Raw genomic sequence first — 19,266 nt, 5'->3', positions numbered from 1 at the left:
TCAGTCGCTCCATTCGTAGAATCCACGGCCCGACTTGCGGCCCAGACGCCCCTCGGCGACCATCCGCCGCAGCAGCTCGGGCGGAGCGAACCGCTCCCCCAGCTGCGCGTGCAGCTCTTCGGCGATGCCCAGCCGCACGTCCAGTCCGACGATGTCGGTGGTGCGCAGCGGGCCGGTCGGATGCCGGTAGCCGAGCTCCATGGCCGCATCGATGTCGGCGGGTTCGGCCACGCCCTCTTCGACCATCCGGATGGCCTCCAGTCCGAGCGCCACGCCCAGCCGGCTGGAGGCGAAGCCCGGCGCGTCCCGCACCACGACCGCGGTCTTGCCGATCTGCCCGACCCAGTCCCGCACGCGCTCGAGGACGGCCGGGGCGGTGGCCGCGCCGGTGACGACCTCGACCAGCCGCGACGACGGCACCGGGTTGAAGAAGTGCATGCCGACGAAGCGCTCGGGCCGGGCCACCCCGGCCGCCAGCGCGTCGATCGAGATCGACGAGGTGTTCGAGGCCAGCACCGCGTCCGCGTCGATCACCGCCTCGGCCCGAGCGAATGCGGCGTTCTTGAGCGGGCGGTCCTCCGGCACCGCCTCGACCACGAGCGCGCAGCCGGCCAGTGCGGCCGCGTCGACGCCGCAGCCGAGGGATGCCTCGACCTCTGCGATCGGCCGGTCGAGCACGCCGCGCCGGGAGGAGCCGGCGATCAGCTCCCGGATCCGGGCGGCTGCGGCATCCGCCGTCGGCTCGTCCCGCTCGAGCACGACGACCTCGGCGCCCGCGCACAGGAACGCGTGCGCGATCCCCGCACCCATCCGGCCGCCGCCGATCACGCCCACCCTCGCGGCGATCATCGCGCCCGCCGATCCAGGAACGCCGTCATCCGGCGTCGCTTCTCCGGGCTCTCGAACAGCTCGGCCTGCAGCGCGAGCTCGATCGCCGGGTGCGCGTCGGCGGGGGCACGCAGCGCGGTCTTGGTGTGCCGCACCGCGAGCGGGTCGTTGGCGACGATCCGATCGGCCAGGGCATGCGCGGCCGGGATGAGTTCGTCGGCGGGATGCACGGCCGTCAGCAGCCCCCATGCCAGGGCCTCGTCGGCGCCCAGGATGCGCCCGGTGAACAGCAGCTCGGCGGCCCGCGCCTCGCCCACCAGCTCGGGCAGCCGCCAGGTGGCTCCGGCGCCGGCGATGATGCCCAGCCCGGTCTCGGGGTTGCCGATCTTCGTCGTCGGCGTGCCCAGGCGCAGGTCGGCGGCGTAGGCCAGCTCGGCTCCCCCGCCCAGGGCGTAGCCGTCGACGGCCGCGATCACCGGCATCGGCAGGGCGCGGATGCGGGTGAACACGGCGGTGTTGATGCCCGCGCGCGCATCGGCCGCGCGCCGGTCGCGCAGCTGGGCGATGTCGGCGCCGGAGGCGAACACGCCGCCGGCGCCGGTGATGATCAGGATGCGCGGGGACGCCTCCAGTTCGCCGCACAGCGCGTGCAGCCGGTCGACGAGATCCTGGTCGATGGCGTTGCGCACCCGCGGGCGGTGCAGCGTCGCGACCACCCGGTCGGCGCGCCGCTCGATCCGCAGCGGGGTGTCGTCTTCGTCCACACCGAATACCTTACCGATCGTTCAGGAAATGGACCAGCCGTGCCAGACTGGGGCGGTGAGCGAACCGGCCCGACGCGGACGACCCGGGTACGACCGCGACCAGATCCTGGCCGTCGCCGTGGCCGCGTTCATCGAGCAGGGCTACGACGCGACCAGCGTCGCGCAGCTGGCCGAGCGGCTGGGCGTGAGCAAGGCCGCGATGTACCACCACTTCGATTCCAAGGAGGAGCTGCTCTCGCTCGCCCTCGAGCAGGCGCTCGGCGGGCTGGAAGCCGTGCTGGCGACCCCCGAGGCCACCAGCGGGACGGCCACCGAGCGACTGGGCGCCGTGCTGCGCGGAGCGGTGCAGGTGCTGGTCGCGCAGCTGCCGGCGGTCACCCTGCTGCTGCGCGTGCGCGGCAACAGCGACGTCGAGCGGGCCGCGCTCGGGCGTCGGCGGGCGTTCGATCAGCGGGTGACCGCGCTCGTGCGCGCCGCCCAGGACGAGGGTTCGGTGCGCGCAGACGTCGACGCGTCCGTGGCCACCCGGCTCGTGTTCGGCATGGTCAACTCGCTGGTGGAGTGGTACCGGCCCGGCGGCGGCGAGTCGGCCGATCAGCTGGCCCGGGACGTGCTGGCGGTCGCCCTGGACGGCCTGCGGACGCGGTGAGTCAGTCCGCCGCCGCCGGCGGCGGGAACAGCGCGTCGATCGCGGCCAGGTCCTCGTCATCCGGTGTCCACGCGGCGGGCGCGGCGGCATTGGCGCGCACCTGCTCCGGGGTCGTCGCGCCGGCGATCACGCTGGACAGCGACGGGCGCGCCAGCAGCCAGCCGTACGTCGCCTGCAGCATGGTGATCCCCCGCTGGTCGCAGAAGGCCTGATACGACTCCAGCGCGTCCCACGGGGCATCCGCCCAGACATGGCGCCGCTGCCGCATGATCCGGCTGTCGGCGGGTCCGCCCTCGCGGGTGAACTTGCCGGTGAGCAGGCCGTTCTGCAGCGGGAAGTAGGGGAAGAACCCGAGCCCGTACCGCTCGACGGCGCGGAGCACGTTCCGCTCGGCGTGCCGGTTCAGCAGGCTGTACTCGTTCTGCGACGAGATGTACGGCACCGCGCGCTGCTCGCGCGCGACGAAATGGCCCTCGGCGATCTGCCAGCCGGAGAAGTTCGAGTGCCCGATGTAGCGGACCTTGCCCTCGCGCACCAGATCGGACAGGGCGTCGAGGGTCTCTTCCATCGGCGTCTCGTTGTCGGGTGTGTGCAGCTGGTAGAGGTCGATCCAGTCCGTCTGCAGCCGGCGCAGGGATGCCTCCACCGCCCGCCGCACATAGCTGCGCGAGCCCTTGGCCCCGGCGACGATCCCGGCCGTCGCGCGGGAGTGGCCGAACTTCGTGGCCAGCACGACCTCGTCCCGGCGTCCGCGCAGCGCCTCGCCCATGAGCGTCTCGCTCAGGCCGGGCTCCCGTCCGTAGATGTCGGCGGTGTCCAGGAACGTGACCCCGGCCTCCAGCGCGGCGTCGATCACCGCCGTCGTGCCCTCCAGACCTTCGGTGCGCGTCCCGGCGCGGCCGAAGTTGTTGCATCCGAGTCCGACCGCGCTGACCAGGAGTCCCGAGGCGCCGACCCGGCGCTGCTGCATGTCCGTCACCCCGTCCACGTTACGGCCTCTGCGTCCCGTCGTGCTTCCGCTGCCCCGGCGCTCACGCTATGTTGAGGGGCTGTACGTGCAGTTCCGTGCGCTCTCGGGGCGTCGCGGGACCACCCAGGAAGGGGAGAAGAGATGAGTGACGCGAGCACGCCCGTCCCCGCGGGCCCGCTCTCGCCCGAGGCGGACCAGCAGGCCGCGATGTGGGCGCACATCGGCGGCATCGTCGGCTTCCTGCCATCGCTGCTGATCTGGCTGATCCTGAAGGACCGCGGGCCGCGTACCGACGTCGAGGGCAAGGAGGCCCTCAACTGGCAGATCACCGCCACGATCGGCTGGGTGATCCTCTGGATCGTCGGCGGCGTGCTCGACGCCATCCCGTTCATCGGCTGGCTGATCGCGCTGCTGCTGAGCCTGGTGGCGCTGGCGCTGTGGATCGTGAACGTGATCTGGTCGATCATGGGCGGTCTGAAGGTGAGCGCCGGCGGCGGCTACCGCTACCCGGTCAACTTCCGCTTCATCAAGTAGCGGTCGCGCGGCGCTCAGACGACCAGGTCGAGTTCGCCCGGCATCCCGTCGCGCAGCGTGAGGCCCGCGGCATCCGCCCAGCGGCGCAGCGCGCCCAGCGACTGGATCCGCGGACGCTCGGTGGCCAGGCGCCGCACCAGGGCGCCCTTGGCGTGCTTGTTGAAGTGGTTCAGGGCGCGCGCGGCCCCGTCCGGTCCGTCGGTGACCACGCGCAGGTACGTCGAGGCGACCGTCGACGGCACCGGCCCGAGGGCGACGTAGGCCTCGGAGCGCAGATCCAGGACGAACGACGCGGATGCCGCCGCCAGCGCGGTCGCGACCGGCTCGGCCCAGTGCCGCCGCAGTGGCGGCAGACCGGGCAGCGCCGTGCCGGCGGCGAGCCGGTAGGCCGGGATCGCGTCCAGCGCGCCCACCGGACCGAACGGGGCCGAGTGGATCAGCACGTGCCCGGCCAGCCAGCGCCGGGCCGCGGCATCCATCGTCGACGCCCTCAGCGCGTCGAACAGCACGCCGGTGTACCGGTCGACCGCGGGCAGGGTGGGCCCGGTGCGCAGCGCTGTGTTGTGGGCGAGCTCACCGCGCTGCCGGTCCGAGAGCTTCAGCACCCGGGCGGCCGCCTCCGCGTCGGCCGAGAGCGCCACGAGGGCCGCGGCGACCGCCTCGCGCTCGGGCTTCAGCTGCGGGAAGGCCAGGGTGTCCAGGTTCAGCGGGCGGGAGCGACCCCCGGTGCGCTTGGTCTCCGAGGGCGGCAACAGCACCAGCATCCGCTCGCTCCTGTCCTGGCCGCCACGACCAGCCGCGACTGCACATCAAAACGCCGAGAGCACATCAAACCTGGCCGGGTTTGATGTGCTCTCGGCCACATCGTACGATTTCGCCGAGAAAGGGGTCAGGGCACGAGGGCGGCAGAACCCGCCACGATCGTCACCCGGTCGTTCTCGACCGAGACGAACCCGTCCTTCGCGTCCGCCTCGACCTTGACCCCGTCGGTGCCGGTGATGCGCACACGCCCCTCGGCGAGGATCGCCAGCACCGGCTCGTGACCGGTCATGAAGCCGATCTCGCCTTCGACGGTCTTGGCGATCACCAGCGACGCCTCGCCCGACCAGACCTCGGCCTCGGCGGAGACGAGAGTGACCTGCAGCGGCATGATCAGCCGTTCTCCTTCTGGATCTGCGCCCACTTGGCCTCGACATCGGCGATGCCGCCGACGTTGAAGAACGCCTGCTCGGCGACGTGGTCGTACTCGCCCTTGACGATCGCGTCGAACGACTCGATGGTCTCCTTGATCGGGACCGTCGAGCCCTCGACGCCGGTGAACTTCTTGGCCATGTACGTGTTCTGCGACAGGAACTGCTGGATGCGGCGGGCCCGCGAGACGACGATCTTGTCCTCTTCGGACAGCTCGTCGACACCCAGGATCGCGATGATCTCCTGCAGCTCCTTGTTCTTCTGCAGTATCTGCTTCACGGCGGTCGCCACCCGGTAGTGGTCCTCGCCGATGTAGCGCGGGTCCAGGATCCGGCTGGTCGAGGTGAGCGGGTCGACCGCAGGGTACAGACCCTTCGAGGCGATCTCACGCGACAGCTCGGTGGTGGCGTCCAGGTGGGCGAACGTCGTGGCCGGAGCCGGGTCGGTGTAGTCGTCGGCGGGCACGTAGATCGCCTGCAGCGAGGTGATCGAGTGGCCGCGGGTCGAGGTGATGCGCTCCTGCAGCACCCCCATCTCGTCGGCGAGGTTCGGCTGGTAGCCCACCGCGGAGGGCATGCGGCCCAGCAGCGTGGACACCTCGGACCCGGCCTGGGTGAACCGGAAGATGTTGTCGATGAACAGCAGCACGTCCTGCTTCTGCACGTCGCGGAAGTACTCCGCCATCGTCAGCGCGGACAGGGCCACCCGCAGGCGCGTCCCCGGCGGCTCGTCCATCTGGCCGAACACCAGGGCGGTCTTGTCGAAGACCCCCGCCTCTTCCATCTCGGCGATCAGGTCGTTGCCCTCACGGGTGCGCTCGCCGACACCGGCGAACACCGACACACCGCCGTGGTCCTGCGCCACGCGCTGGATCATCTCCTGGATGAGGACGGTCTTGCCCACGCCCGCGCCGCCGAACAGGCCGATCTTGCCGCCCTGCACGTACGGGGTGAGCAGGTCGATGACCTTGATGCCGGTCTCGAACATCGTGGTCTTCGACTCGAGCTGGTCGAAGTTCGGCGCCTGGCGGTGGATGCCCCAGCGCTCGGTGACCTCGATGGTCTCGCCCGGCTCGGCGTTGAGGATGTCGCCGGTCACGTTGAACACGCGGCCCTTGGTGACGTCGCCGACCGGGACCGTGATCGGCCCGCCGGTGTTGCGCACCTCCTGTCCGCGGACCATTCCGTCCGTGGGCTTGAGCGAGATGGCGCGGACCAGGTCGTCGCCCAGGTGCTGGGCGACCTCGAGGGTGATCTCGGTCGACTCGGAGCCGATCGTGATCGTGGTCTTCAGCGCGTTGTAGATGTCCGGGATCGAATCGTGCGGGAACTCGATGTCGACCACCGGGCCGGTGACGCGCGCGACACGGCCGACGGCAAGCGTCGCGGTCTCAGTCTCCTGTGCGGTGAGGCTCATGGCTTCTTCTCTTTCGGTGGGTTCTACTTGCCGCTCGCCAGGGCGTCGGCACCGCCGACGATCTCGGCGATCTGCTGCGTGATCTCGGCCTGGCGCGCGTTGTTGCGCAGGCGGGTGTAATCGGTGATGAGCTTGTCGGCGTTGTCGCTGGCCGACTTCATCGCCTTCTGCGTCGCGGCGTGCTTGGCCGCGGACGACTGCAGAAGGGCGTTGAAGACGCGGCTCTGGATGTAGACCGGCAGGAGCGCGTCCAGCACTGTCTCGGCATCCGGCTCGAACTCGTACAGCGGGTACACCGGCGCCTTGGCGCCTTCGTCCTCGTCGGCGGATGCCTCGACCACCTCGAGCGGCAGCAGTCGCACCGTCTCGGGGCTCTGGGTCATCATGCTGACGAACCGGTTGTACACGAGGTGGATCTCGTCGACGCCGCCGTCCTCGCCGCCCCGCTCGAAGGCGTCCAGCAGCGTGGCGGAGATGTCCTCGGCCCAGGTGAACCGCGGCGTGTCGGTGTCGCCCACCCACTCGGCGTCGGCGCTCATCCGGCGGAACTGGAAGTAGCCCACCGCCTTGCGGCCGATCAGGTAGTACACCGGCTCGCGGCCCTCGTCCCGCAGCAGCTGGGCCAGCTCCATCCCCTCGCGCAGGATCTGCGAGTTGAAGGCGCCGGCCAGCCCGCGGTCGGCGGTGAAGATGACGACCGCGGAACGGCGGATCTGCTCGGGCTCGCGGGTGAGCGGGTGGTCGACGTTCGAGTGCGTCGCGACGGCGGACACGGCTCGGGTCACGGCCTGCGCGAAGGGGGATGCCGCGCGTACGCGCGCCATCGCCTTCTGGATGCGCGAAGCCGCGATGAGCTCCATCGCCTTCGTGATCTTCTTGGTCGTCGAAGCAGAAGCGATCTTCTGCTTGTAGACCCGGAGTTGTGCGCCCATGTCTTACGTCTCCCGGGGCCTAGCCCCGACGGCCCTTGACGATCTTCTCCTGGTTGACGTCGCCGGCATCCGCCGCGTCGTGCTCCTCGGATCCCGGGGCGTCGATGGCCGTGCCGTCGCCGCCCTGGAACTCGGGGATGAACGCGTCGGTGACCTTCGTCAGCTCGGCGACCGTGTCGTCATCCAGCACGTTGGTCTCGCGCAGCCGGTCGAGGATGGTGGTGTTGCGCCGGATGTAGTCCAGCAGCTCGCGCTCGAAGCGCAGCACGTCCTCGACCTCGATCGTGTCGAGCTTGCCGTTGGTGCCGGCCCAGATCGAGACGACCTGCTCCTCCACCGGGTACGGCGAGTACTGCGGCTGCTTGAGCAGCTCGGTCAGTCGCGCACCGCGGGCCAGCTGGCGGCGGGATGCCGCATCCAGGTCGCTCGCGAACATCGCGAACGCCTCCAGCGAGCGGTACTGCGCCAGCTCGAGCTTGAGCGTGCCGGAGACCTTCTTGATCGACTTGACCTGGGCGTCGCCGCCGACGCGGGACACCGAGATGCCCACGTCCACGGCGGGACGCTGGTTCGCGTTGAAGAGGTCGGACTGCAGGAAGATCTGCCCGTCCGTGATCGAGATCACGTTGGTCGGGATGTACGCCGACACGTCGTTGGCCTTCGTCTCGATGATCGGCAGACCGGTCATCGACCCGGCACCCAGGTCGTCGCTGAGCTTCGCGCAGCGCTCGAGCAGGCGGGAGTGCAGGTAGAAGACGTCGCCGGGGTACGCCTCGCGCCCCGGCGGACGACGCAGCAGCAGCGACACGGCACGGTAGGCCTCGGCCTGCTTGGACAGGTCGTCGAAGACGATCAGCACGTGCTTGCCCTGGTACATCCAGTGCTGGCCGATGGCCGAGCCGGTGTAGGGGGCGAGGTACTTGAAGCCGGCGGGGTCGGATGCCGGGGCCGCGACGATGGTGGTGTAGTCCATCGCGCCGGCCTCTTCCAGCGCGCCCTTCACCGAGGCGATGGTCGAGCCCTTCTGGCCGATGGCGACGTAGATGCAGCGGACCTGCTTGTCCTCGTCGCCGGACTCCCAGTTCGACTTCTGGTTGATGATCGTGTCGATCGCGATCGCCGTCTTGCCGGTCTGACGGTCGCCGATGATCAGCTGGCGCTGTCCGCGACCCACCGGGATCATCGCGTCGATGGCCTTGATGCCGGTCTGCAGCGGCTCGTGCACGCTCTTGCGCTGCATCACACCGGGTGCCTGCAGCTCGAGCGCGCGGCGGCCGTCGGTGGCGACCGTGCCGAGCCCGTCGATCGGGTTGCCCAGCGGGTCCACGACGCGGCCGAGGTAGCCGTCGCCGACGGGCACCGACAGCACCTCGCCGGTGCGGGTGACCTGCTGTCCGGCCTCGACGCCGGAGAAGTCGCCGAGCACGACCACGCCGATCTTGCTCTCGTCGAGGTTCAGGGCCAGGCCCTGGGTGCCGTCCGCGAACGTGACCAGCTCGTTGGCCATGACGCCGGGCAGGCCCTCGACATGGGCGATGCCGTCTGCCGCGTCCACGACCGTGCCGACCTCGGTCGCCGCGGCGCCGGTGGGCTCGTAGGCGGCCACGAAGTCCTTCAGCGCGTCACGGATGACGTCGGGGCTGATGGAGAGTTCTGCCATTGTCTTCCTTTTGTTCGAGGGGCCTCGGCCCCGAAGTCGCCGTCCTGGGGACGGGAAGTCTGTGTCAGCCTGCGAGCCGTTGCCGCAGGTCGGCCAGTCGGGACGAGACGCTGGCGTCGATCACGTCGTCGGCGATCTGCACCCGCAGACCTCCGACCAGCGTGGGGTCGACGACGGTGTTCACCGCGATCTCGGTGTCGTACCGCGTCTTGAGCATGGCCGCGATCCGCTCGGTCTGGGCCTGATTCAACGCGACCGCGCTGGTCACGGTGGCCACGGTGCGTCCGCGTGCGCCGGCGACGATCTGCTCTGCACGTGCGAGCAGTTCGCGCACCCGTCGGTCCCGCGGCCGCTGGATGACGGACGACGCGATCAGGATCGTCGCGGTGCTGGCCCGCCCGTTCAGCAGCGCCTCGACCAGGCGCCCCTTCTCGGCGGCGTCCCCCAGCCGGCTGCCCAGGGCGAGCTCGAGCTGCGGGGTCCGGGCGACCACCCGGGCGAAGTCGAAGAGCTCGCCCTCGACGTCTGCTCCGGCGTCGACCGCCGCGGCCACGCGGATGCCGAGCTCTTCGACGGCGTCCACGAGGTCGTCCGGGGACGACCAGCGCTGACGGGCCACCGTCTGCAGCAGCGATCGCGTCGTCTCGCCCAGCGAGGCGAAGACGGTGTCGACGAGGTGGGCGCGGGAGTCGTCGCTCGCGGCCCGATCGGCCAGCGCACCGCTCAGCTGCGGCGTGTCGGCCAGGGCGCGTCCCGCGGCGAACAGCTCGCCGGCGACACCGAGGTCGACACCGGACACGGCGTCCAGCGCCGCGTTCGATGCCGCAAGGGCCTGAGTGGTCGCGCTGCCCATTATCGAGCTGCCGTTCCGGATGCCTCGAGGTCGGCCAGGAAGCGATCCACAACCGCCTGCGCCTTGGCGTCGTCGGAGAGGGTCTCCCCGATCACGCCGCCGGCCAGGTCGAGCGCGAGCGAACCGACCTCACCCCGCAGCGACACCAGAGCGGACTGCCGCTCGGCCTCGATCTGCGCGTGCGCGGCCGCGGTCACGCGGCCCGCCTCGGTGGTGGCGGCATCCTTCGCCTCGGCGACGATCTTCTTGGCGTCCTCGCGCGCGGATTCCCGGATCTCGCCGGCCTCCTTGCGCGCCTCGGCGAGCTGGGCCGTGTACTGCTCCAGCGCGGCCTCGGCCTGGCGCTGGGCCTCGTCGGCCTTCTCGATGTTGCCTTCGATCGCGGCGGCGCGCTGGTCGAGCATGTCCTGCATGCGCGGCAGCACGAACTTCCAGAACACGAGGAGGATTGCGACGAAGCACACCGCACCCCAGACGAGGTCGTAGACCTCGGGCAGCAGCGGGTTCGGGGCTTCCTCTTCCGCGGCCATAGTGACAAGAGCCGGAAGCATCCTGTCTCCTTACGTGAAGAGGGGGCTTAGAAGCCGAAGATGAAGCCGGTGGCGATACCGATGAACGCGAGCGCCTCGGTGAACGCGATGCCGATCCACATGAGGACCTGCAGACGGCCGGCCAGCTCGGGCTGACGGGCGACGCCCTCGATCGTCTTGCCGACGACCAGACCGATGCCGATGGCCGGGCCGATCGCTGCCAGACCGTATCCGACGGTCGCGATCGAACCGCTCATTGCGGCCAGAACCGTAGTAGCTTCCACGGGTTTTTCCTTTCGTTGGGAGGGACGGCGTGTGCCGGCCCGCTCAGTGCTCGTCCGCGATCGCGAGCTGAATGTAGACCGCGGTGAGGATTGCGAAGATGTACGCCTGGAGGACGGCCACCAGGATCTCGAACAGGGTGAAGGCGAAGCCGAAGGCGAGCGTGCCGGCGCCCAGCAGGCTCCACCAGCTGCCGGCGGTGAAGAAGAAGAACCACGTCGCCGAGAAGAACAGCACCAGCATCAGGTGGCCGACGATCATGTTCATCAGCAGACGCAGGGTGAGGGTGACCGGGCGGATGATGAACGTCGAGAGGAACTCGAGGATCGCCACGAACCACTGCAGGAAGATCGGGATGCCGGAGGGGAACAGCGAGTTGCGCACGAACCCCTTGGGGCTCTTCTTCACGCCGGCGTAGATGAACGTCGCGTACGAGATGAGGGCCAGCAGCAGCGGCACGGCGATGATGCTGGTGCCGGCGATGTTCAGGAACGGGATGATGCCGGTCAGGTTCATGAACAGCACCATGAAGAAGATGGTGGTCAGGATCGGCAGGAAGCGGTTGCCGTCTTTGCGGCCGAGGAGGTCGTGCGCGATGCCGTTGCGGACGAAGTCCAGCCCGAACTCGACCACGCTCTGGAAGCGGCCCGGGACGAGCTTCATGCGCCGCGTGCCGAGGACGAAGATGACGATGATCGCGAGCGTCGCGAGGATCTGGATGAGGTTGATGCGCGACAGCGCGAACGGCGTGCCCTCGAAAAGCACGACCGGCGGGAAGAACTCGGTGATCGACGGCGGATGGAATCCGCCGTCAGAATCCGCGGCTTTCGCAATCAGGGTCGCAGCTTGAGTAAACAGCGCTGGCTCCAACTTCGGGGCATCGGTCGGAACCGTTGCGACGATGGTCGATGAGGCGCACCCGCAGTTCAGCTCTGACGTCAGACGCGAGCGGGCGGGTACTCGTCCACCCTATCAAACACCCGAGGGGGGAACGTCCCGTTCATCGGATTCCGCGCGCGGTTCCGGGTCGTCCGGCACCTCGGTCGGCAGGTCCACCGACACGGCGGGGATCCGCATCCGGGTGAGGACGACGACGTCGATCACCAGGGACGCGACCACGCCCGCCACGATCGCGACGAAGAAGACGGTGGGCGCGATCCACGGCTGACCGCGCAGCACGATCAGGGCGACGATGAACACCACGAACTTCAGCAGCCATCCGCCCAGCACGATGCCGAAGAAGATCGGCGTGTAGAGCGGGTCGCCGAACCAGCGGTTCGCGATGAGGATGCTGGCGCCGGTGATCCCCAGGAACAGGGCGGCCAGGATGATGCCGGCCAGCGCGCTGAACAGCCCGGGCGCGCCGGCCACGATGAAGCCGATCACGGCGCCGATCACCGCGAGGACGGCCGTGACCACGGCCGACCAGATCAGGACGGCGCGCAGGACGGGGGTGCTGGTGACCGGGCTGCCGGAGGCTCCCGGTGCGGGGTTGGTCATCGATGCTCCTGGGGGACGGGGGTGTGCGCTCGGGTCGGCGCAGTCGGATCGGGGGATGCCGGAGGCGGCGGAGAGTCGAGGGATGTCGGGGAGGTGCGCCGGCGGTGGTTCGGGATGAACGTCACGACCAGGCAGGCGGCCGCGCCGAGGACGCCGAACGCGACGCCGCCCCAGTACTGCCCGGGCCACCCGTGGCTGACGCCGATGTACATGAGCAGCATCGACAGCCCGAAGATCGCCGTCCACGCGTAGAAGATCAGCACGGCGGTCTGACTGGAATGGCCCATGTCCAGCATCCGGTGATGCAGGTGCTTGCGGTCCGGGGAGAACGGCGACTTGCCCGCGCGCATCCGCCGGATCACGGCCGATCCGAAGTCCAGCAGCGGCAGGATCACCACCGCGACCGGCAGCAGGATGGGGATGAACGCGCCCAGCAGCTGCGAACGCCCGAACTCGTCCGGGTCGAGGGTCGCCGGGTCGAACTGACCGGTGATCGCGATCGCGCCGGTGGCCATCAGCAGCCCGAGCACGAGGGCCCCGGAATCACCCATGAACAGCTTCGCGGGATGCCAGTTCATCGGCAGGAAGCCCAGGCACATGCCGACCAGCATCGCCGCGATGAACGAGGCGAGGTTGAAGTAGCTCGAGGCGCCCGAGTCGCGCACGATGAAGTAGGAGTAGACGAAGAAGATGGCGTTGGCGATCAGGCAGACGCCGGCCACCAGTCCGTCCAGACCGTCGATGAAGTTGACCGCGTTCATCACGATCACGATCGCGAACACCGTGAGCGTGAAGCTCACCGTCGCCGAGGGCACCGTCATCCCGCCGATCGGCAGCGAGTAGATCTGCAGCTGTCCGAACCACGCGATGATCCCGGCGGCGAAGAACTGGGCGGCCAGCTTGATCATCCAGTCCAGGTCCCACAGGTCGTCGGCGACCCCGACCAGCACGGTCAGGGCCATGGCGGCCAGGATCGCCCACACCTGTCGCGGGTTCGACCAGAAGATCTGGAAGTAGGGGGTGAACGCCGAGACGGCGAACGCGGCCACCGCCCCGAGGAACATCGCGATGCCGCCGAGCCGCGGGGTGGGGGTCTGGTGCACGTCCCGGGCGCGGATGGCCGGGTAGAGCTTGTATCGGAGGCCGATCCGCCACACCGCCCACGAGAAGATCAGCGTCAGGGTGGCGGTGAACAGGATGGTGAAGATGTACTGCTTCACCCGTCGCCACCGGCTGCGGCATCCGTCCCGGACGCCTCGGAGCGCACGGGCGGGGTCTCGCCCTCGGGATCGGGTTCGAGCAGCTCGCCCAGCACGTCGCGCAGCCGTTCGCGGCTTATGGCGCCGACCCGCAGCACGCGCACGATGGGATCGGCGCCGCCGACCAGGCTGGTCGCGTCGACGATCGTGGACGACACCCCGGTCTCGCTGAGTCCGGCGTCGAGGTAGACGGCCACGCTGTCGCCGAGCATCGCCTCGGCATCGACGGCGGCGATCGCGGCCGGGCGGCCGGTGAGGTTCGCGCTGGACACGGCCAGCGGGCCCGTCTCTTCCAGCAGCTCGATGGCCAGGGGCTGGGCGGGCATCCGCACCGCGACCGTGCCGTGCGTGTCGCCGAGGTCCCAGGACAGCGAGGGCTGGGCGGGCAGCACGATGGTCAGTCCCCCGGGCCAGAACGCCTCGATGAGCCGGTCGACCGGCTCGGGGATCTCCGAGACCAGGGCCTGCATCATCGGCCGGCCGGCCACCAGCACCGGCGGCGGCGACTGGCGTCCGCGTCCCTTGGCCGCCAGCAGGCGGGTCACGGCATCCGGTGAGAACGCGTCGGCGGCGACGCCGTAGACGGTGTCGGTGGGCATGACGATCAGCTCTCCGCGGCCGATCGCCTGGCGTGCCTGACGCATGCCGGTGAGCAGCTGCGCCGGATCGTCGCAGTCGTACAGGGGGCTCATGACCCGTCCAGTGTAGCGACGCGCGGCTGGGGGATGACGCCGGTCAGGGGCGGACCGGGGCGGATGCGCCGGTCAGGGGCGGATCGCGGTGGTCGCCCGGTCGCGCAGGGTCAGATCGGGATGCGTGGCCGCCGCCCGCCACCCGTCGCCGGTGAGCACGTCCCGGATGGGCGCCCCCTGCCACTCGCCGTGTTCGATCACGATCACCCCTCCGGGGCGGGCCAGGCGCAGGCCGACCCGGCTGAGGACGCGCACCACGTCCAGCCCGTCCGCTCCCCCGTACAGCGCCTGCGGCGGATCGAACAGGCGCACCTCCGGGTCGCGCGGGATCGCGTCATCCGGGACGTACGGCGGATTGGATGCCACGACGTCGACGGTTCCATCCAGCTCGGGCAGCGCATCGGCCAGGTCGCCCAGGACCAGATGGGCGTTCGCGCCGCCGTACCGGGCGGCGTTGCGCTGCGTCCACGCGTACGCCTCGGGTGACCGCTCGACCGCCCACACCTCGGCGTTCGGCACCTCGGTGGCCATCGCCAGGGCGATCGCACCGCTGCCGGTGCCCAGATCGACCGCGCGCGGTCGCGGCACGGGGACGGCGGCGAGAGCGTCGATCGCCAGCTGCGCGACCACCTCGGTCTCGGGGCGGGGGACGAACACCCCCGGCCCGACGACCAGCTCGAGGTGGCGGAACGGCGCGGTGCCGGTCAGATGCTGCAGCGGCTCACGCCGCGCGCGACGAGCCACCAGTGCGGCGAGCGCGGCCCCGGCCTCGGCCGGCAGCGGATCGCCGCGCAGCGCGGCGGCCTGCACGGCGCCGCGGCCGACCCCCAGGACGTGGCCGGCGAGCAGCTCGACATCGACCATCGGATCGGGCACTCCCGCCGCATCCAGGGTCCGCGCGCCGTCGCGGAGCGCGGCGGCCAGGCGGGGCGAAGTCGTGTCGGCGGCGTCCATGGGCGGCCTCCAGCCTATCCGCGGCCGTCACCGCTGCCCCCGGCATCCGCTCGCGCTGTCGAAATCCGCATCCGCTGCCCGAAGAAACGACCGCGCACTCCGAAAACGGCAGCGCGACGCAGAGGCGCGGCCGGGAACGACAGCCGGCGCGGAACCGGCGGCGCCGGGCGAGCCAGTAGGCTGGGACGCTGCGCCCTCGTAGCTCAGTGGATAGAGCGGCGGACTCCTAAGCCGCGCGTCGGAGGTTCGATTCCTCTCGGGGGCACCATCAGCTGTGCGGCTCCGTGCCGAAGTCGAGGATGCCGGCGTCTCCGGCCAGCGCGGTCACCTCCCGCGGGCACGAGTGCCTGTGCCGTATGTGAATCCGCTCAGAATGCCGGCACGGGGTTGCGCCTCGCCCGGATTCTCGGAATCGTGGCCGACTCCAAGCCCTCGGGCATCCCCACGGAAGGACAGGACATGCTCACACTCACCGAGAACGCCGCCACCGCGGTGAAGTCGATCGTCTCGAACGACGCCGAGGTCGACACCGCCGGTCTGCGGATCCACACCGCCGACGACCCTGCGCAGGGGTTCGCGCTCAGCGTCGCCCCGGCACCGGAGTCCGAGGACGCCGTGGTCGAAGAGGCCGGGGCCCGCGTGTTCCTGGATGCCGGGGCCACGGTAGCGCTGGACGACCAGGTGCTCGACGCCCAGGTCGGCGACGACGGGGCCGTGCGCTTCGGCCTCGCGATGCAGAGCTGACGTCGTACGGGCGTCAGCGGAAGTCGCGGGAGCGGTGCGCGAGGCCGACCCGCAGGTCTTCGAATCCGTCCGCGACCAGGTTCGTGACGCCCTCCACCGATCGCTCCACGATCCCGCGCACGATCAGGGCGGGGGCGTCCCGCACGATCCGCCGGTGCCGGGTCCACGCCCCCACCGAGCAGACCACGTTGACGATGCCGTGCTCGTCCTCGAGGTTCAGGAACGTGACCCCGGATGCCGTGGCCGGCCGCTGTCGGTGGGTGACCAGTCCCGCGATCTCGACGCGACGCCCCACCTCGTTCGTGCGCAGCTCGTTCGAGGTGAGCACGCCGCGGGCATCGAGCCCGGCGCGGAAGTGGGTCATCGGGTGGTCGTCGGTGGAGATTCCGGTCGCCCACAGGTCCGCGGCCAGCCGCTCGTAGCTGCTCGGATCGGCGAACAGCGGCGGCTGCACCGACACCATCGAGTCCGGCAGGAACTCGGGTCGGTCGGCCGCCGCTGATCCGGCGAGCCAGATCGCCTCGCGCCGGCTCAGCCCGAGGCACTCGAACGCCCCGGCGGTGGCCAGCGCCTCCAGCTGCGCCGCGGTCACCCCCACCCGGCGCACGAGGTCGCGCAGGTCGCGGTATCGGCCATGCGCCTCGCGCTCGGCCACGATCCGGTCGGCCAGCGCGAGCCCGATCCCCTTGACCGCGGCCAGTCCCAGCCGCACCGCGAACGCGCCGTCCCGCCGGTGCGCGGCCGAGACGTCCGGCGCGGCCGGGTCGAAGTCGCCGACGGCCGGCTGGTGGCGGTCCAGGCACGCGTCGCTGCCGGTCACGGCCGGGCCGCCATACGGGGCTGCCGCCTCGCCGCGGCCCTCCCCCTCGCCGCGACCCTCCGCGTCGCCTCGGCTCTCCGCGTCGCCTCGGCTCTGGCGAGTGTGCTCCATCCCCGGCACCGCCCCCGACCGGTGCAGGTCCGGACGGAGCACCTCGACGCCGTGCCGACGCGCGTCGGCGGTGAGGGTGGCCGGCGAGTAGAACCCCATCGGCTGGGCCCGCAGCAGCCCGGCCAGGAACGCCGCCGGATAGTGCAGCTTCAGCCACGACGAGGCGTAGACCAGCAGCGCGAACGACAGCGAGTGCGACTCGGCGAAGCCGAAGTTCGCGAACGCCTGGATCTTCTCGTAGATGGCGTCGGCGTCGTCGCCGGTGAGCCCGTTGGCGGCCATCCCGTCGTACAGCTTCTGCTTGAGCGACTCGATCCGCTCCACCCCGCGCTTGGAGCCCATGGCGCGCCGCAGCAGGTCGGCGTCCTCCCCGTTCAGCCCGCCGACGGCCATGCCCATCTGCATCAGCTGCTCCTGGAACACCGGGATGCCCAGGGTCCGCTCCAGCACCGGCTCGAGCCGCGGATGCGCGTACGTGACCGGCTCCCGCCCCAGCTTGCGACGCACATACGGGTGCACCGCCCCGCCCTGGATGGGGCCCGGCCGGATCAGCGCGATCTCGATCACCAGGTCGTAGAACCGGCGCGGCTGCAGTCGCGGCAGCAGACCCATCTGCGCCCGGGACTCGACCTGGAACACCCCGATCGAGTCGGCCCGGCACAGCATGTCGTAGACCGCCGCCTCCTCCTTCGGGATGGTGGCCAGCTCCCAGTCCTCCCCCGTCGAGCCGCGGATCAGATCGAAGCAGTACTGCAGGGCCGCCAGCATCCCCAGCCCCAGCAGGTCGAACTTGACCAGGCCCATCCAGCTCGCATCGTCCTTGTCCCACTGGATCACGGTGCGGTTCTCCATCCGGGCGTGCTCGATCGGCACGACCTCGCCCACCGGCCGGTCGGTCAGGACCATGCCGCCGGAGTGGATGCCCAGGTGCCGCGGCGCCTTCAGCAGCTCTTCGGCGTACTCGATCACCTGATCCGGGATGTCGTGCCCGTCGCCGGTGGACAGGGAGGCGCCCCATCCTTCCACCTGCTTCGAGAACGCATCCTGCTGGCCCGGCGAATGGCCGAGCGCCCGGGCCATGTCGCGGATGGCGTTCTTCGGCCGGTACTGGATGACGTTCGCCACCTGCGCGGCGCGGTCCCGGCCGTAGGTGGCGTACACCCACTGGATGATCTCCTCACGCCGGTCCGAGTCGAAGTCGACGTCGATGTCGGGCTCCTCCTCGCGCAGGCTCGACAGGAACCGCTCGAACGGCAGCCCGTAGGCGATGGCGTCCACCGCGGTGATGTCCAGCAGATAGCAGATGGCGCTGTTGGCGGCCGAGCCCCGCCCCTGGCACAGGATGCCGCGGCGGCGCGCCTCCTGGACGATGCCGTGCACGATCAGGAAGTAGCCGGGGAAGTCCTTCTGCTCGATGACATCCAGCTCGTGGCCGATGCGCGCGCGGTCCTGCGGCTTCAGGTCGGGGTACCGGTGCGGCACCGCATCCCACACCAGCTGTCGCAGCCAGGACATCGGCGTGTGCCCCTCGGGGACGGGCAGCTTCGGCAGCGCCGGTCGGGCCGCGCGCAGCGGAAAGGCCAGCTCGTCGGCCAGCGCGACCGTGCGGGCGACCGCGCCGGGGTAGCGGGCGAAGCGCCGCTGCATCTCGGCGCCGCTGCGCAGGTGCGCCCCGGCGTGCACCGGCAGCCAGCCGTCCAGCTCGTCCAGGCTCCGGTTCGCCCGCACCGCGGCCACCGCCGCCGCCAGCTGCCGCCGCCCGGGCGTCGCGTAGTGCACGTTGTTGGTCGCCACGGTCGGCAGGCCGCGGTCGGCGGCCAGCCCGGCGAGCACGTCGTTGACGGCCGAGTCCTGCGGGTCGCCGTGGTCGATGAGCTCGACGTGCACGGCGTCCGCTCCGAACAGCGCCACCAGCTGGTCGAGCTCGGCGGCCGCGGCATCCGTCCCCCCGGTCAGCCCGCGGTCGGCGAGGGCGCGGCGCACCGCCCCCTTGCGGCAGCCGGTGAGGATGGCCCAGTGGCCGTCTGCCTGGGCGGCCAGCGCGTCCAGGTCGTAGAGCGGCCGGCCCTTCTCGGCGCCGCGCAGCTGCGCGTGCGTGATGGCCGCGGCGAGCCGGTGGTACCCCTCCTGCCCCCGGGCGAGGACGAGCAGGTGAGAGCCGGCCGGATCGGCTTCGCCCTTCTGGGGCTTGGGCAGCTGGAGCGACAGCTCGGCGCCGTACACGGTCTTCACCTGCCGCCCCTGCGCGGCCTCGGCGAAGCGCACGATGCCGTAGAAGCCGTCGTGGTCGGTGATCGCCAGGGCGTGCAGCCCGAGCCGCTCGGCCTCTTCCACCAGGTCTTCGGGCGAGGATGCCCCGTCCAGGAATGAGAACGAGCTGTGTGCGTGCAGCTCGGCGTACGGCACCGCGTCGGCCGGCCGCTCGATCGGCGCGGGCACGTACGGACCGCGCTTGTGCGACCACGCGGGGCTGTCGCCGCCGTCGGCGCCGGCGGGCACGTTCCGCGGGCGGCGGCGGTCGCTGAGCACCCGTTCGAGCTCGGACCACGGGATGGAGGGGTTGTCGAATCCCATCAG

General features: G+C 70.7%; 20 protein-coding genes and 1 tRNA gene. 4 read left to right on the top strand and 17 right to left on the bottom strand.

The annotated features are described in order from the left end of the window. Positions 1–849 (bottom strand): 3-hydroxyacyl-CoA dehydrogenase family protein, encoded by an 849-nt coding sequence (locus AC0L6F_RS15765; RefSeq protein ID WP_473538603.1) that lies wholly within the window; start codon positions 847–849, stop codon positions 1–3. Beyond that, entirely contained in the window at positions 846–1,592 is a 747-nt protein-coding gene (locus tag AC0L6F_RS15760; protein WP_473538602.1) for an enoyl-CoA hydratase/isomerase family protein, read from the bottom strand. Before AC0L6F_RS15760 ends, AC0L6F_RS15765 begins: the two co-directional genes overlap by 4 nt. A 28-nt stretch (positions 1,593–1,620) precedes the next feature. Here AC0L6F_RS15760 and AC0L6F_RS15755 point away from each other — a divergent pair, with 28 nt between their 5' ends. Then, positions 1,621–2,241, top strand: coding sequence for a TetR/AcrR family transcriptional regulator (locus tag AC0L6F_RS15755; RefSeq protein WP_473538601.1), 621 nt, complete (start codon positions 1,621–1,623; stop codon positions 2,239–2,241). 1 nt (position 2,242) lies between these two features. Here AC0L6F_RS15755 and AC0L6F_RS15750 read toward each other — a convergent pair whose 3' ends face one another. Continuing rightward, positions 2,243–3,211 carry an aldo/keto reductase gene (locus tag AC0L6F_RS15750; protein WP_274637480.1) on the bottom strand — a complete coding sequence of 323 codons (969 nt, stop codon included), beginning with the start codon at positions 3,209–3,211 and terminating at the stop codon, positions 2,243–2,245. Between the two features lie 141 nt (positions 3,212–3,352). Here AC0L6F_RS15750 and AC0L6F_RS15745 point away from each other — a divergent pair, with 141 nt between their 5' ends. Then, positions 3,353–3,745 carry a DUF4870 domain-containing protein gene (locus AC0L6F_RS15745; protein ID WP_473538600.1) on the top strand — a complete coding sequence of 131 codons (393 nt, stop codon included), beginning with the start codon at positions 3,353–3,355 and terminating at the stop codon, positions 3,743–3,745. Between the two features lie 14 nt (positions 3,746–3,759). Here AC0L6F_RS15745 and AC0L6F_RS15740 read toward each other — a convergent pair whose 3' ends face one another. From AC0L6F_RS15740 to prmC, 13 genes are all read right to left on the bottom strand, one after another. Beyond that, positions 3,760–4,509 carry a YaaA family protein gene (locus AC0L6F_RS15740; protein WP_259611575.1) on the bottom strand — a complete coding sequence of 250 codons (750 nt, stop codon included), beginning with the start codon at positions 4,507–4,509 and terminating at the stop codon, positions 3,760–3,762. A 125-nt stretch (positions 4,510–4,634) separates the two neighbouring features. Further along, positions 4,635–4,895 carry a F0F1 ATP synthase subunit epsilon gene (locus AC0L6F_RS15735; protein WP_259611574.1) on the bottom strand — a complete coding sequence of 87 codons (261 nt, stop codon included), beginning with the start codon at positions 4,893–4,895 and terminating at the stop codon, positions 4,635–4,637. Positions 4,896–4,897: 2 nt separating this feature from the next. Beyond that, positions 4,898–6,352, bottom strand: coding sequence for a F0F1 ATP synthase subunit beta (gene atpD / locus AC0L6F_RS15730; RefSeq protein WP_274637478.1), 1,455 nt, complete (start codon positions 6,350–6,352; stop codon positions 4,898–4,900). Between the two features lie 23 nt (positions 6,353–6,375). Then, positions 6,376–7,284 (bottom strand): F0F1 ATP synthase subunit gamma, encoded by a 909-nt coding sequence (locus AC0L6F_RS15725; protein WP_259611573.1) that lies wholly within the window; start codon positions 7,282–7,284, stop codon positions 6,376–6,378. Positions 7,285–7,303: 19 nt separating this feature from the next. Then, on the bottom strand, positions 7,304–8,944 hold the full coding sequence (gene atpA / locus AC0L6F_RS15720; protein ID WP_274637477.1) for a F0F1 ATP synthase subunit alpha: 1,641 nt from the start codon (positions 8,942–8,944) through the stop codon (positions 7,304–7,306). A 64-nt stretch (positions 8,945–9,008) separates the two neighbouring features. After that, positions 9,009–9,797 (bottom strand): F0F1 ATP synthase subunit delta, encoded by a 789-nt coding sequence (locus AC0L6F_RS15715; RefSeq protein ID WP_473538599.1) that lies wholly within the window; start codon positions 9,795–9,797, stop codon positions 9,009–9,011. After that, complete coding sequence (locus AC0L6F_RS15710) at positions 9,797–10,348, bottom strand: F0F1 ATP synthase subunit B (protein WP_259611571.1); 552 nt, start codon at positions 10,346–10,348, stop codon at positions 9,797–9,799. Before AC0L6F_RS15710 ends, AC0L6F_RS15715 begins: the two co-directional genes overlap by 1 nt. Before the next feature lie 26 nt (positions 10,349–10,374). After that, positions 10,375–10,611 (bottom strand): ATP synthase F0 subunit C, encoded by a 237-nt coding sequence (gene atpE / locus AC0L6F_RS15705; protein WP_274637475.1) that lies wholly within the window; start codon positions 10,609–10,611, stop codon positions 10,375–10,377. 43 nt (positions 10,612–10,654) lie between these two features. Next, positions 10,655–11,479: a F0F1 ATP synthase subunit A gene (gene atpB, locus AC0L6F_RS15700; RefSeq protein ID WP_473538598.1), complete on the bottom strand. Its 825-nt coding sequence runs from the start codon at positions 11,477–11,479 to the stop codon at positions 10,655–10,657. 102 nt (positions 11,480–11,581) lie between these two features. Then, positions 11,582–12,109 (bottom strand): hypothetical protein, encoded by a 528-nt coding sequence (locus AC0L6F_RS15695; RefSeq protein WP_274637474.1) that lies wholly within the window; start codon positions 12,107–12,109, stop codon positions 11,582–11,584. Next, positions 12,106–13,329: an MraY family glycosyltransferase gene (locus AC0L6F_RS15690; RefSeq protein WP_473538597.1), complete on the bottom strand. Its 1,224-nt coding sequence runs from the start codon at positions 13,327–13,329 to the stop codon at positions 12,106–12,108. The genes AC0L6F_RS15695 and AC0L6F_RS15690 overlap by 4 nt, the downstream gene beginning before the upstream one ends. Beyond that, complete coding sequence (locus AC0L6F_RS15685; RefSeq protein WP_473538596.1) at positions 13,326–14,060, bottom strand: L-threonylcarbamoyladenylate synthase; 735 nt, start codon at positions 14,058–14,060, stop codon at positions 13,326–13,328. The genes AC0L6F_RS15690 and AC0L6F_RS15685 overlap by 4 nt, the downstream gene beginning before the upstream one ends. Positions 14,061–14,132: 72 nt before the next feature. Then, on the bottom strand, positions 14,133–15,014 hold the full coding sequence (gene prmC / locus AC0L6F_RS15680) for a peptide chain release factor N(5)-glutamine methyltransferase (RefSeq protein ID WP_473538595.1): 882 nt from the start codon (positions 15,012–15,014) through the stop codon (positions 14,133–14,135). 192 nt (positions 15,015–15,206) lie between these two features. On the opposite strand from prmC, the gene AC0L6F_RS15675 reads away from it, so the two are divergent. Together AC0L6F_RS15675 and AC0L6F_RS15670 are read left to right on the top strand one after the other, a co-directional pair. Continuing rightward, positions 15,207–15,282, top strand: a tRNA-Arg gene (locus tag AC0L6F_RS15675). 191 nt (positions 15,283–15,473) lie between these two features. Then, entirely contained in the window at positions 15,474–15,758 is a 285-nt protein-coding gene (locus AC0L6F_RS15670; RefSeq protein WP_274637470.1) for a Fe-S cluster assembly protein HesB, read from the top strand. Between the two features lie 13 nt (positions 15,759–15,771). On the opposite strand, the gene AC0L6F_RS15665 is transcribed toward AC0L6F_RS15670, so the two are convergent. Then, a complete protein-coding gene (locus AC0L6F_RS15665; RefSeq protein ID WP_473538594.1) occupies positions 15,772–19,263 on the bottom strand; it encodes an error-prone DNA polymerase in 3,492 nt (1,163 codons plus the stop codon). Between the last annotated feature and the right edge of the window lie 3 nt (positions 19,264–19,266).

The sequence above is a fragment of the Microbacterium sp. G2-16M genome (assembly GCF_055809115.1).
Note: the sequence above shows the minus strand (reverse complement) of the source record. Positions and strands in the feature narration are given on the sequence as shown.

Excerpts from the sequence above, each read along its gene's own strand:
- AC0L6F_RS15765 (WP_473538603.1), bottom strand. The coding sequence starts at position 849 with ATGATCGCCGCGAGGGTGGGCGTGATCGGCGGCGGCCGGATGGGTGCG.
- AC0L6F_RS15755 (WP_473538601.1), top strand. The coding sequence starts at position 1,621 with ATGGACCAGCCGTGCCAGACTGGGGCGGTGAGCGAACCGGCCCGACGC.
- AC0L6F_RS15750 (WP_274637480.1), bottom strand. The coding sequence starts at position 3,211 with ATGCAGCAGCGCCGGGTCGGCGCCTCGGGACTCCTGGTCAGCGCGGTC.
- AC0L6F_RS15745 (WP_473538600.1), top strand. The coding sequence starts at position 3,353 with ATGAGTGACGCGAGCACGCCCGTCCCCGCGGGCCCGCTCTCGCCCGAG.
- AC0L6F_RS15740 (WP_259611575.1), bottom strand. The coding sequence starts at position 4,509 with ATGCTGGTGCTGTTGCCGCCCTCGGAGACCAAGCGCACCGGGGGTCGC.
- AC0L6F_RS15735 (WP_259611574.1), bottom strand. The coding sequence starts at position 4,895 with ATGCCGCTGCAGGTCACTCTCGTCTCCGCCGAGGCCGAGGTCTGGTCG.
- atpD (WP_274637478.1), bottom strand. The coding sequence starts at position 6,352 with ATGAGCCTCACCGCACAGGAGACTGAGACCGCGACGCTTGCCGTCGGC.
- AC0L6F_RS15725 (WP_259611573.1), bottom strand. The coding sequence starts at position 7,284 with ATGGGCGCACAACTCCGGGTCTACAAGCAGAAGATCGCTTCTGCTTCG.
- atpA (WP_274637477.1), bottom strand. The coding sequence starts at position 8,944 with ATGGCAGAACTCTCCATCAGCCCCGACGTCATCCGTGACGCGCTGAAG.
- AC0L6F_RS15715 (WP_473538599.1), bottom strand. The coding sequence starts at position 9,797 with ATGGGCAGCGCGACCACTCAGGCCCTTGCGGCATCGAACGCGGCGCTG.
- AC0L6F_RS15710 (WP_259611571.1), bottom strand. The coding sequence starts at position 10,348 with ATGCTTCCGGCTCTTGTCACTATGGCCGCGGAAGAGGAAGCCCCGAAC.
- AC0L6F_RS15695 (WP_274637474.1), bottom strand. The coding sequence starts at position 12,109 with ATGACCAACCCCGCACCGGGAGCCTCCGGCAGCCCGGTCACCAGCACC.
- AC0L6F_RS15685 (WP_473538596.1), bottom strand. The coding sequence starts at position 14,060 with ATGAGCCCCCTGTACGACTGCGACGATCCGGCGCAGCTGCTCACCGGC.
- prmC (WP_473538595.1), bottom strand. The coding sequence starts at position 15,014 with ATGGACGCCGCCGACACGACTTCGCCCCGCCTGGCCGCCGCGCTCCGC.
- AC0L6F_RS15670 (WP_274637470.1), top strand. The coding sequence starts at position 15,474 with ATGCTCACACTCACCGAGAACGCCGCCACCGCGGTGAAGTCGATCGTC.
- AC0L6F_RS15665 (WP_473538594.1), bottom strand. The coding sequence starts at position 19,263 with ATGGGATTCGACAACCCCTCCATCCCGTGGTCCGAGCTCGAACGGGTG.